This window comes from Desulfonatronospira sp. (assembly GCA_003563255.1).
GTDB lineage: Bacteria > Desulfobacterota > Desulfovibrionia > Desulfovibrionales > Desulfonatronovibrionaceae > Desulfonatronospira.
In genome coordinates this window covers 1-11,499 of record PWSL01000268.1, presented here as the reverse complement: position 1 = coordinate 11,499, position 11,499 = coordinate 1, and the positions used below count along the sequence as shown (strand labels likewise).

At 53.5% G+C, this 11,499-nt stretch carries 9 protein-coding genes and 1 pseudogene; 4 read left to right on the top strand and 6 right to left on the bottom strand.

Going from position 1 to position 11,499, the window contains the following annotated elements; all coding sequences use genetic code 11:
• Positions 1–1,017: BCCT family transporter (locus QZP87_RS07805; RefSeq protein WP_291322358.1), on the top strand; the 1,017-nt coding region annotated here is incomplete at its 5' end.
• A 202-nt stretch (positions 1,018–1,219) separates the two neighbouring features.
• On the opposite strand, the gene QZP87_RS07800 is transcribed toward QZP87_RS07805, so the two are convergent.
• Positions 1,220–2,875, bottom strand: coding sequence for an AarF/UbiB family protein (locus QZP87_RS07800; RefSeq protein ID WP_291322357.1), 1,656 nt, complete (start codon positions 2,873–2,875; stop codon positions 1,220–1,222).
• Between the two features lie 313 nt (positions 2,876–3,188).
• On the opposite strand from QZP87_RS07800, the pseudogene QZP87_RS07795 reads away from it, so the two are divergent.
• The 3 genes and pseudogenes from QZP87_RS07795 to QZP87_RS07785 all read left to right on the top strand — a co-directional run.
• A pseudogene (locus QZP87_RS07795) lies at positions 3,189–3,290 on the top strand (desulfoferrodoxin FeS4 iron-binding domain-containing protein); the annotation flags it as partial.
• Between the two features lie 231 nt (positions 3,291–3,521).
• Positions 3,522–3,683: a hypothetical protein gene (locus QZP87_RS07790; RefSeq protein WP_291322356.1), complete on the top strand. Its 162-nt coding sequence runs from the start codon at positions 3,522–3,524 to the stop codon at positions 3,681–3,683.
• 288 nt (positions 3,684–3,971) lie between these two features.
• On the top strand, positions 3,972–5,027 hold the full coding sequence (locus QZP87_RS07785) for a radical SAM protein (RefSeq protein WP_291322355.1): 1,056 nt from the start codon (positions 3,972–3,974) through the stop codon (positions 5,025–5,027).
• Positions 5,028–5,196: 169 nt separating this feature from the next.
• Here QZP87_RS07785 and amrS read toward each other — a convergent pair whose 3' ends face one another.
• From amrS to QZP87_RS07760, 5 genes are all read right to left on the bottom strand, one after another.
• Positions 5,197–6,378, bottom strand: coding sequence for an AmmeMemoRadiSam system radical SAM enzyme (gene amrS / locus QZP87_RS07780; protein WP_291322354.1), 1,182 nt, complete (start codon positions 6,376–6,378; stop codon positions 5,197–5,199).
• Positions 6,341–8,797: a spermine synthase gene (locus tag QZP87_RS07775; protein WP_291322353.1), complete on the bottom strand. Its 2,457-nt coding sequence runs from the start codon at positions 8,795–8,797 to the stop codon at positions 6,341–6,343. Before QZP87_RS07775 ends, amrS begins: the two co-directional genes overlap by 38 nt.
• 178 nt (positions 8,798–8,975) lie before the next feature.
• On the bottom strand, positions 8,976–9,509 hold the full coding sequence (locus tag QZP87_RS07770; RefSeq protein WP_291322352.1) for a tetratricopeptide repeat protein: 534 nt from the start codon (positions 9,507–9,509) through the stop codon (positions 8,976–8,978).
• Between the two features lie 486 nt (positions 9,510–9,995).
• Positions 9,996–10,475: a rhodanese-like domain-containing protein gene (locus QZP87_RS07765; RefSeq protein ID WP_291322351.1), complete on the bottom strand. Its 480-nt coding sequence runs from the start codon at positions 10,473–10,475 to the stop codon at positions 9,996–9,998.
• Between the two features lie 36 nt (positions 10,476–10,511).
• The gene (locus QZP87_RS07760; protein WP_291322350.1) at positions 10,512–10,913 is read right to left on the bottom strand and encodes a rhodanese-like domain-containing protein; all 402 of its coding nucleotides are present in this window, start codon (positions 10,911–10,913) and stop codon (positions 10,512–10,514) included.
• Positions 10,914–11,499: the final 586 nt, after the last annotated feature.

The window sequence follows — 11,499 nt, the reverse complement described above, 5'->3', positions numbered from 1 at the left end:
TACTGGGGCTGGTGGATAGCCTGGTCACCCTTTGTGGGCATGTTCATCGCCAGGGTCTCCAGAGGACGCACCATCCGGGAGTTTGTAATCGGAGTGCTCATGGTCCCGGTGGGCTTCACCTTCATCTGGATGACCTTCTTCGGCAACACCGCACTGCACATGATCATGATCCAGGGGATCGGCCAGCTTGGAGATGCTGTCAGCGAAGACGCCACTGTGGCCCTGTTCAGATTCTTTGAGCACCTGCCCCTGTCCACCATAATCTCGTTTATCGCCACCATCCTGGTGGTTACCTTTTTTGTGACCTCTTCCGACTCCGGTTCGCTGGTCATTGACATGCTCACTTCCGGCGGGGAGGAAAACGCACCTGTGTGGCAGCGCATATTCTGGGCCATCTCTGAAGGGTTGGTGGCTGCCGTACTCCTGGTGGCCGGAGGTCTTGGGGCCCTTCAAACGGCATCCATCGCCAGCGCCCTGCCCTTTACAGCAATAATGCTTCTCATGTGCCTGGGACTGTACAAGTCCGTACGCATGGAGGTGGTCAAAAAGGTCACCCAGCAGCGAGCCACTGTCATGCCTTCGACTACCATGCCGGGGTCCTGGAAGAAAAGGCTTAAGACCCTTGTATACCAACCCACGAAAAAAGAAGTTCTGAACTTTATCCAGCAGACCGTCAGGCCGGCCATGGATGAAGTGGCCCAGGAAATGGAAAACAGAGGCATAACAACTCACATCGAGGAAGGCGAGGACGGCCGTGTATGGCTGGAAGTGCTGCACGGTGAGGAGATGGACTTCTTCTACTCTGTGCGGCCCAGGGAATATGAACCTCCGGCCTTCACCCTGCGCGCCACCAGCGTCGACAGACCCGGGCAAAATCGAAAATACTACCGCGCCGAAGTGCACCTTCGCGAAGGAGGCCAGGACTACGACCTCATGAACTGGACCAGGGAACAGGTGATCACCGATATCCTGGATCAGTACGAAAAGCACCTGCAATTCCTGGATATCTACCGTTGATATGGGACAGTCCCCTTGGCCTTTTGCCAATAGTTACCACCGAGGACCCTTTGAATGGTTACTCCCCGGTTAGGCCAGCTGAAAAAAACTTAGGTAACCATTCAGGGGGTCCTCAGGTATTGGTCGCTGGCACCAGGCCTGGGGACAGTCCCCGGGCCGGTTCCGGCATCCCCTGAATGGTTACAAACTTCGAATATCTTTTTCAGCGTCGTCTCCTGGAGCGCAGCATGGTCACCAGAAGCCTCAGGCACAGGACTGTGGCCACAGCGTAGCCGATTGTGCCCAGCAGCGGATGCCCCCAGATCATGGGACCGGTATCCGCGGCAAAGATCATGCTTGCCCCCAGAAAAAGGGCCGCGGCAATGATGCCCGCCACCAGCCTGTTGACCACTGTTTCCATGGTGGACTGCATCCCTTCCAGGTTTTCATGCTGAAAGCGGATAGCCAGCTGTCCCTGGTCCAGCTTGCTGACAATATCCATGGCCTGCCTGGGCAGCTGGTACTGAAACCTGAGCAGATACCTGAAATTTTTGTACAGGCCCTTGAGCAGGCTTTCAGGTTTGAAACGCTCCTTGCCTATACTGCGCAGAATGGGCTCGGCCTCCCCCACCACGTCCAGGTCCGGGTAGAGCATCTTGGCCGTCTGTTCCGCGGTTATCAGGGACTTGATCATGATGGATAAATCCGAAGTCAGCACCCTGCCGTGCTCACGCAGGGCACTGGTCAGCTCCATCAAAAGCCGGCCCAGGTTGATGTCCTTTAGAGGCATCCGGGTGAAGTGGCTGACGATTTCCAGGACCTCCCCCTGCAGGACATCCATATTGATGTTTTCCCTGCCCGCAGTGAAGTTGAGCAGAAGCTCGGTGACCTCGTCCACATCGTTTTCCACTATGGCGGCGATGAGGTCAATAAGATCTCGACGCACCTTGGGGGTGAGCCTGCCCACCATACCCCAGTCCAGGATGATCAGGTTTTCTTCATCGTCCACAAGAATATTTCCTGGATGGGGATCAGCATGAAAAAACCCCTGGCCCAGAACCTGGTGCAGGGTGAAGTGCAGTGCACTTTTTGCCAGTTCTTCCCTGCCTGTAAGCCCGGCAATATCCAGGTTTTTCATCTGCCTCCCCTTGCAAAGCTCCATGGCCAGCACCTGGGCGGTGCATAGTTCCGGAAACGTATCCGGAACCCTCAGCCTGGGTTCATTCTGGAGCTGGGCTGCAGCCACCTGCATGTTTCGCAGTTCGTAAGTGAAATTCAGCTCGGAAAAAATGAGCTTCTTGATACGTCGCACCAGTTGCGGCAGATTATAGACCTTGAAATAATCCATACGCCCGTCCAGCTGCACAGCGATCTTCTCCAGTATCTCCAGGTCGTTTTTTATGGTCTCTTCAATGCCCGGGCGCTGTATCTTCAGGGCCACTTCCCGGCCGTTTTCTCTGAGCCGGGCCCGGTGCACCTGGGCCATGGAAGCAGCGGCTAGAGGCTGGGGATCTATTTCCGAAAAAATATGGTCCAGGGGGGCTAAGTAGTTTTTTTCCAACACCTTTTTTATGTCTGCAAAATCTTCGGCCTGCACTTCATCCTGCAGTTTGCTGAGTTCCTTCATAAGATCTTCGGGAACGATGTCCGCCCGCTGGGAAAGTATCTGACCAAGCTTGATAAACGTAGGTCCAAGCTCCTCCAGTATTTTGCGCACCCGCTCCCAGGTGTGCAGGTCTTCATGCTTTGGTTTGACTTTTTTCAGATACCTGCTGCCAGGTATCTCAAGGCGCTCCACTATGTCGTGGAACCCGTACTTCAACAGGGTGGTGACAATCTCCCGGAAACGTCCCAGATGTGCAATTGATCTGATGTCCATACAACTCTCCTTTTTTGTATCTGTTCAGCGCTTTGCAGGTGGCACGGGGACTGGATCTTCCGGGACTCACTTGTCCCGAAAAATGAGTTCTTTTGCGCACAAAATGATCCCCAAGTGGGTCCCGGAGTTGCCTGTCCCGTGCTTTCCTTAAAAGTGCTGAACAGATACTCTATTTTTTATTCTTGCAGGTCTTGCCCGGTTGATGACAATGGTTTATTATAAAATGTGATTCTCCCAGCCGTGTATCTGAGCAGAGGCTGGTTCATTAAAACGGATCATCAGTCAAACCATTAACTTATGACGGAGGAAAGTCATGCCCGAAACTGGAGAAATCTACAAGTGTGAACTCTGTGGCAATGTAGTTGAGGTCAAGGAAGCTGGAGGAGGCGAACTGGTCTGTTGTGGCCAGCCCATGGTCAAGCAGTAATGCAGGCAGCGTAAACCCGGCACAAAATAGCGGCCGCCTTCTGGATGCTTTGTCCACAATGCGGCCGCTTTTTTTTATCTCTTGCCCGGCACAACATGGTTCAATCCGGGAAATTATCCAGTAAAACACAATAGTTCGGAAGGTATCAGCTTCGGCGGGAGAACATCTGGTTTATTGCTTATCACTACAGTGAAACTTACTCAAATGTGGCTCCAGGTCATGCTACAGTCCCTGGCCGGCAATCGCAGGGTCATAATGTGTGTTAATCGTGGCCCGGGATTCAGCACCTCGTCAGAACAGGACTACTCCATCGAAGTGTTTGCCCGGGACGCCGGGGCCCTTTTTTTTAATTACGCCAGAGGCGTGACAGGCAGGGTATGAGGAGTAACTCACAAATATTATCATTATCACTACAGCGACACTTTATTTAAGTTGGAGGGGGACAGGCACTTTTGCCGCCGGATAGTCCGGCCGCTTTACGGTTTGAGGTCGGCAAAAGTGCCTGTCCCCGGTGGCCTAGTCGATAGTTTACACAAAGTGTCGCTGTAGTGTTATCATTTGGGCTTTATTTACATCCTGAATGAATGTATTATCTGTCTGGAAACAAAACGTGTTTTTCAGGCCCTGCAGGCAACGGGGCTATATTTAGATTCAAGGAGGCAGCAGGCTATGATTACCCGCAGATATTTTGTCAAAGGCGTGTTTGCTGCAGCAGGCACATTCGTTTTTTCCGGCTGTTCAGAGGCCGGAGCCCCAGGGGTGGGCGACAGTGAGTGGGTTCCTGCCTATGCCCGCCTGGAAGAGGAGGGCAGGTTGCAGGGCAGGGTGGATGAGGCCTACGCCAGGCTGGAGAATTGCACTCTTTGTCCGCACAGGTGCGGAGTGAACCGGATTGCCGGGGAAGAAGGCTTCTGCCGGGCCCCGGGCCGGGCCGTAGTGCACAGCAGGTCCCCGCATTTCGGGGAAGAACTGCCCCTGGTGGGGAACAATGGTTCCGGAACCATCTTTTTTTCCAACTGCAACCTGCGCTGTGTGTTCTGCCAGAACTGGCCCATAGCCCACGAAGGACGGGGCAGGGAAGTGGAGGATGAGGAGCTGGCGGAGATGATGCTGCATCTGCAGCGTCGGGGGTGTCACAACATAAACCTGGTGACTCCCACTCATGTAATGCCCAATATCCTGAGCGCGGTGAGAATCGGCATGAAAAAGGGCCTGCATCTGCCGCTCTGCTACAATACCGGGGGCTATGAACTCGTGGAGAATATTGAGCTTCTGGACGGTATAGTGGATATCTATCTGCCGGATCTCAAGTTCATGGGCAGTGAAGAGTCTGCAGAGTATGTTCTCGAGGGGCGCGGGGATTATCCGGAAAAGGCACAGGAGGCAATAATCGAGATGAACCGCCAGGTTGGAGTGCTGGAGAAGGATCAAAGAGGGATAGCCAAAAGGGGCGTCATGGTGCGCCACCTGGTCATGCCCAACCGGGTTGCCGGTACCAGGGAGTTTGTAGACTGGGTGGCAGAGAATCTGCCCGGAGATACTTATGTCAATATCATGTCCCAGTACCGAGTGGAGCATATGGCCTTTGAATATGACAGGATCGCCAGGTCCATAAACTCCCGGGAATTTGTGGAAGCCATCGAGTGGGCCAAAGACGCAGGCCTGACAAACCTGGACCAGAGGTCCATGTCTCAGTACAGACTGCACCGGCGCAGGATGTCCTGAGTTTCTCTGTCGTCACACGCCAAGGTGTAAAAAACAGTTAAGAGTCTGCTCACGCAAAGACGCTAACGCTGGCTTTGCCCGCAACCCAAAAACATATTCTCACGCAAAGGCGCAAAGGTCGCCAAGTAAGACAGAATAATTTTTCTTATTTTGGATACGCTCACTGGTCTTAACCCCAGATGCCGGAAATCTCCCGGCCGCAATGGCTGCATTTACCTCCCTGCATGTCCATGCTGTCGATGACGAAGCCCACCCGGTTGATTATCTTTTCGCCGCATGCGGGACAGAAAGTGTTTTCTCCCTCGTGGCCGGTCACCCGGGTAACGTAGACATGGTTCAGCCCGGCCTGCATGGCTGTTTCCCGGGCCTGGTCCAGAGTGGACACCGGGGTCCTGGGCAGTCCCGAGAGCTGGTACAGGGGATAAAACCGGGCCAGATGCAGGGGCACGTCCGGGCCGAGTTCATTTTTTATCCAGCTGCACATTTCACTTATCATTTCCATATCGTCGTTCAGGGTGGGTATGACTATGGTGGTTATTTCCAGGTGCAGGCCCTTTTCCCGGATGGTCTTCAGGGAATCCAGGACCGGCTGCAGTTCTCCCCCGACCACCTCCCTGTAAAACTCTTCATCAAAGCTTTTCAGGTCCACGTTGACCGCATCCACTGTGCTGCAGAGCTCTTCCAGGGGCTCAGGGTTGATATAGGCCGCCGTGTGCATCAGGTTCAACAGGCCCTGCTCCCGGGCTTTTTCTGCGGTCTTTTTCATGTACTCATAAAAAATCACCGGTTCTCCAAAGGCGTAGCTAAGGGACTTTAGGCCGGTGGCCAGGGCATGTTTCACCACAGCTTCAGGGGGCATGTCGTATGCGTGGACCTCTTCAGGGGCCACCAGGGCCATGTCCCAGACCTCGCAAAACTTGCACTTCAGATTGCATCCGGCGGTGGAAATGGACAGGGCCCTGGTCCCCGGCAGAACGTGAAAAAAGGGCTTGCGCTCCACCGGGTCTTCCTGGATGAGGGCCGGGTTGGAATGGGCCAGGGTATAGCCCTGGCCGTCGCGGTTCTCTCTTACCCGGCAAAGAGACCTTTGTCCGGGTTGCAGCCGGCATTCATTGGGGCAAAGGGCGCACTTTATCCCGGAGTTGTTCACACTGGCAAACCACTGAGCCTCCCTGGGGCTTGTAAACCCCATCCGGGCTGTCTGGGGCTGATCATTTGCCGGGGGCGCAGTCCGGGCCATGACTTTGGAAGAAGCCGCGGCAAGGCCTGCAGCGCAGAGCGAGCAGGCCCCCAGGGCGCTTTTAATGAATTGATTACGGCTGATTTTTAACTTGCTTTGTGTATTTTTCATAAGACCTCCCTGCAGCCAGAAGGACTGCAAAGGCTGTAAGGTTGGCCAGGGCCGCCAGTATGCAGCAGGCCACAATTCCAAATAAAGGGGCCACCAGGGCGCTGGCCAGGGCTGCTCCCAGGCAGGCCCCCAGAAGTTCGGCCCCGTATATTTTTCCGGTGGAGTGTTCTGCGCGGCGGCTCAGGGCCATGCTGCAAGCGGCTGCCAGGGGGAAATTGACCCCGTTTATTATCCCTGCTGAAAATGTAATCCCTGAAAACAGGGCAAATACCGCGGCAGGTGATTGAATGCCCGATGCAAGGGGTAATAAAATACCTATCAGGGCCGCCAGAGACCCCATAATCACCTGGACCAGCATCAATATGCGCAGGCTGGATTTTCTGTGCACCATACGCTGGGTGCCGTACGCACCCAGAGCCAGCCCCAGCATGAACATTCCCACTATCAGGCCGATTAATTCATAAATAAACCCGTAAATATTCTGAAAGGCAAAAAGCAGGGCCACCTGCAGAATCATTGTGCAAAGGCCCGTGCTGAAGGCCGTGCCAGTGACCGCAAATGAAATATCCATGGGCCTGCCCAGGCGGGCACCGAACAGACGCATGGCCAGGACCCAGATGACAGGTGCGGCCATCAGGGGCAGTATCCACCATTTCTGAACCTGCAAAAGCTTTTTGAGATAGTCCCCGGAGTCTTTCCTGGTCAGTTCATTCCAGTGCATCAGGGTATAGTAATAGGCTATGGGCCTGAAGTCGGAATTGATAAAAAAGGCCTCTTCTACCGGAGACAGGTCCTTTCGCCCTTTGACCTGCTGCAGCACAGGACCAGGTGATATGGGCACGGCAGGCGGGCCATGCAGATGGGCTTGAGGGCTTCTCCCGTGGTGGCGCACAATCCAGTTCACCCTTCTAAGTTGCGACTCTTCCAGCAGGACCTGGTAGTGCACCCCGGAAAAGCCGGCCGCCTTGATGGCTCTCTCCTGGTAGCGCTTCTGCAACACGGCCGGATCCACCGAGACCTGCTCAGGGTCATTTGATGCAAAATAAAACATAAACCTGTCTCCGGCAACAAGTACCCGGGAAAATGTATCCTCCAGGGTGTGAAAAACGGCCGTGTTGCGGTTGGCTATGGCGGTGCCGCGCAGATCCGGGGTGGATGAGGCCCCGGTTACCAGAACTCCCCCGGGATTCAGTATGTCTTTTGCTTCCTGGAAGAACTCCCGGGTGTAAAATCTGTTCAGGGCTGCGGTGGTGGGGTCGGGAGTGTCCACGATAATCAGGTCGTAATTATGCCGGGCTCTTTTTACAAACAGCCTGGCATCGGTGTGCAGCAGGTTGATCCCGGGGGATTCCAGGACCTCAAGAGTGTCCTGGTGTACGTAAGGCCTGGCGGTTTGAATAAGATCCCGGTCCAGTTCGATGTAGTCCAACTCCTGCACAGGGTGTTTGAGGATTTCGGCCAGGGTACCCCTGAGCCCGCCGCCTATGAGCAGTACACGCCGGGGGTCCTGATGTTGGACCATGGCCAGGTGGGCAAAGCTGACCGCTTCCTGTCCTTCCAGGCCGGGAATAAGAGTCTCGGGCCCAGCGGTACTGAATACCAGGTGCCCGCTCTGGAAAAAGCTGTACTGGTCATGGCGCTTGAGGACTGCGATGTTGCCGTGCCTGGACTCTGTAGTGCGTACCAGTTCATGCTGGGGAGCACTGTGGCTCCACTGCAGGCGGTGAGCCCACTGGTCAAGGTGTTCCAGGGAGAAAAAAAGAGGCATACCAAGGAAAATCAGTAAAAACGCCGCTGCCCAAAGGCGGATACCGGACCAGGCAGCGGCCGGGACCATGAGCAGCACCGCCGCGAGCATAAGGCCCGTAATCAGCAGGGAAGACTGGAAAGGATTCACAAGGTGCACCAGGACGAAGGTGAACAAAATTCCTCCAAACATATTGCCCACGGCCTCGCCTACGTAGGTCTTGCCAGCGCCGGTGGTGTCCCGGAGCAGCTCCTTTTCCCGCCATATCCTGGACAAAAGCACGAACTGTGCCCCCAGCAGGAGGCAGACCGGTGCGGTGAGGACAAAGCAGGAGACGAGCATTTCAGGCAGGGTCAGGTATGCCCCTGGCAGGACATCAAAAAAGCCGCGCAGGCTCCTGATGAGCAGGATGGTAAGAGGAAGCAGGATAAAGACTGCTGCAGCGCTTGCTTTCAAAAGCGGTACCGGACGGCCCCGGCGGTCCACCACCCGGGCTCCCAGGCGGCTGCCCAGGCCTACCCAGGCCAGCCAGGCGGACAGGATAATTCCTATGGACAGCTCGTTGCCGTGAAAGACCATCAAGAGTTCGCGCAGAAGAAGGACCTGGCCGATCTGGGAGATGACCCCCAGCATGAGTACGGATATGAGGTGGTACGGGGTGCTTTGGTTCATGATTTTTCACCCGGTTATCAGAACAAGAGCAGGCGTAGAGTGTGCTGAACAGCTGCATTCAGGGCATGATACTTGAGGTGTTGTGGATTTGTAAATGCAGGAAAAATAGAATCAGGTCCAGGCATCCTGCAGCTCAGGCGTTGGGAAGGCTTGAAACAATGTGTACAGGGGTTTGTAATTATTTATCCAGCAGATGCTCCAGGAAATCATCGCCCTGAAGGCCCTGGCGTACTGCTGAGGCGTCAATGCCCTCGGCCCGGGCCAGGTATTTCCTGGCCAGACTCTCTTGGCCCTGTTTCAGGTAAGCCCTTGCCAGATCACAATATCCTTCAATCTGCTCTGGGTGCTGGTGGATTGCTTCTTTAAAGGCGTCCACGGCACCGGCTGTGTCACCTTTATCCAGATGGGCATAGCCCAGGGCGTTGTAACCGTTATAGACCCGGGGGTCGATGGCCACAGCGGACTCCAGGATTTTGATCCGTTGATCCGGATCACTTATTTGATAGCTGGCAACAACCCGCTGCATGGCCTTCTGGGTCTTTTGCATCTCCTGCTTCCAGTTTTCCTCGAAATCATGAAACTCGCGTCTTAACCTGCGCAGCCTGGTATATTCTTTGATGAAAAGGACAATGGTTGCCAGCAGGGCAACAGTAACACTCAGGGTTGTCACCAGAAAGGCCGGGGTCATGGAGGTTGCGAGAGTTTCATTCATTACTGGCCTCCGGGGAGGACTGCTTGGGTCCAGGTTGTTATGACTTGTCAAGTGGCAGTTAAATCACACTCAAGTCTTACATTAACTGGTCCCGGATGCAAGTTCATGTTTTCAGTACGGTTATGTAAAAAAGGGAGCGATTCAGCAACCATTTTTCGCTGGAAGGAAATAAGCATCCTTGCTGGAAATGATTAAAAATTATTTTTTCAAAGTCAATAGGCTTATGTTTCAGGCAGTCCTGCTGGTTTTGGTTGCCGGCCCCTTGTGCTTTCAGGGGCCGGCAGGCAGGAGGTTGGAGGAGGTCGAAGGCAACAAGGTGGTTGCTATCGGGAGAAAAAGGATAGAAAAGTGCCATGCAGGTGATGATCCGGCAGAGCAGGTATGAAGACTTTAAGAGTGCCTGGAGGGTTTGCGGGAGCAAGGCTCGTAAACTGTTTTGCTTTGAGCCCTGCTCCCGGGAATCAGGTTATAAGGAGGAGGTGGTTGTTAATTTACTTCAAAGCTGCCGTCTTCACCGTAGGATACATTGGCATCCAGATAGTAGACGTCCAGCTCGGGTCGCTGATCCTGAAAGGTGAAGTAGGCTTCGCCGCTGCGGGCGCCGGTGGCGCATATGAGCACAATGGGTTTATCCGAAGTATCAAAGTTCTCCATATTAGCCCGGATTTCACCGACATTCATACGCTGGGCCGAAGGGATATGCCCTTTTTCAAATTCGTCCTGTTCGCGTACATCTATTAGCTGTATGCTTTCCGGATCGTTCTGTATAAGTTCAACAAAGAATTCCTCATCAATGGATCCTGGAAAGTCGCCTTCTTTTATGTCTGATGGTTCTGCCGGCTCGGGGGCCTCAGCAACATCAGCCTCTTCCGGTTCTGTAATGTCCTCGATGGTCCAGAGCTTATAGCCCTGGTCAGCCCAGTGCTCATCACCTTCAGGAAAAACTACGACATTTTCGTATCCCATTTCTTCCGCCTTCCAGGCGGAATCGTGGCTGAGACGTCAGGCAGGGTTCATGCAGTAGAAGATAAGAAGAGTTGACTTGTCCTCGGGAAGGACCTCATCTGCTCTCTCTTCAAATTCGCCGTCAGGCAGGCTCACAGCTGTGGGGATGTGTCCGCGGTCAAAGCGGGGACGTTTGGGCCTTGCGTCAATGAGCATGACGTCATCCCTGGGTTCCACCCTGAGCAGGTTGTCTGCTACTATGGGCTTGACAAAATCAATGCCTACAAATGTGTGGAAGGGGTTGGGGACATCTGTTTCCACTTCAACAGTGGGAATGGGTTGACCGGGTTCATACCCGGTGACATTCCAGGGTTCAGCCTTGGTGAATCCGGCTGCAAGAAAAAGAGCCAGCGCAAGGATAAGTCCGGGCAGGGCCAGTTTGGGGATCCTTTGGTACATGAAGCACCTCCATGGGTTTAAAGGTTAGCCTTTGACAGAATGATATTTATCAAAAATTAAGCAATACATGTGCCATTTTTGCGTACCTGACTTGTTTTGTCGGGATATGTGCTGTTCACAGTTCTGAGTGTAAAATAAGAATATGTACAACACTACAGCGAAACTTATGATTGACCTCCGGGGACTGGCTCTTTTGCCGCCAAATTTTTGGAACAATTACTATTTATTAACCGGCAAAAGTGCCTGTCCCCAATTGAGGTACAATATTATATTTTATAAGTTTTGCTGTAGTGATAATCAAAGATTATTAAACAATGTTTAAACACTTGTATAAATAATTGTTGACAACCCTTATGGGCAGTTTTTTCAAGAGCAGGCGGGATGTTTTGATGTCTGCCCTGAGCACGGCCTTAATCCTAAGGTAACCATTCATGGGGATGCAGGAACCGGCCCGGGGACAGTCCCGCACTTATTTTTTTCTGACGTATCTGTTTAGCGCTTTTAAGGAAAGCAGGGGACAGGCACTCCGGGACCCACTTGAGCATCATTTTGTGCTTAAAACATCTCATTTTTTGGGACAAGTGGG

Bases quoted from the DNA above. Each gene is read 5' to 3' on its own strand.
- QZP87_RS07800 (WP_291322357.1), bottom strand. From the start codon at position 2,875: ATGGACATCAGATCAATTGCACATCTGGGACGTTTCCGGGAGATTGTC.
- QZP87_RS07770 (WP_291322352.1), bottom strand. From the start codon at position 9,509: ATGAATGAAACTCTCGCAACCTCCATGACCCCGGCCTTTCTGGTGACA.
- QZP87_RS07785 (WP_291322355.1), top strand. From the start codon at position 3,972: ATGATTACCCGCAGATATTTTGTCAAAGGCGTGTTTGCTGCAGCAGGC.
- QZP87_RS07790 (WP_291322356.1), top strand. From the start codon at position 3,522: ATGCTACAGTCCCTGGCCGGCAATCGCAGGGTCATAATGTGTGTTAAT.
- amrS (WP_291322354.1), bottom strand. From the start codon at position 6,378: ATGAAAAATACACAAAGCAAGTTAAAAATCAGCCGTAATCAATTCATT.
- QZP87_RS07760 (WP_291322350.1), bottom strand. From the start codon at position 10,913: ATGTACCAAAGGATCCCCAAACTGGCCCTGCCCGGACTTATCCTTGCG.
- QZP87_RS07775 (WP_291322353.1), bottom strand. From the start codon at position 8,797: ATGAACCAAAGCACCCCGTACCACCTCATATCCGTACTCATGCTGGGG.
- QZP87_RS07765 (WP_291322351.1), bottom strand. From the start codon at position 10,475: ATGGGATACGAAAATGTCGTAGTTTTTCCTGAAGGTGATGAGCACTGG.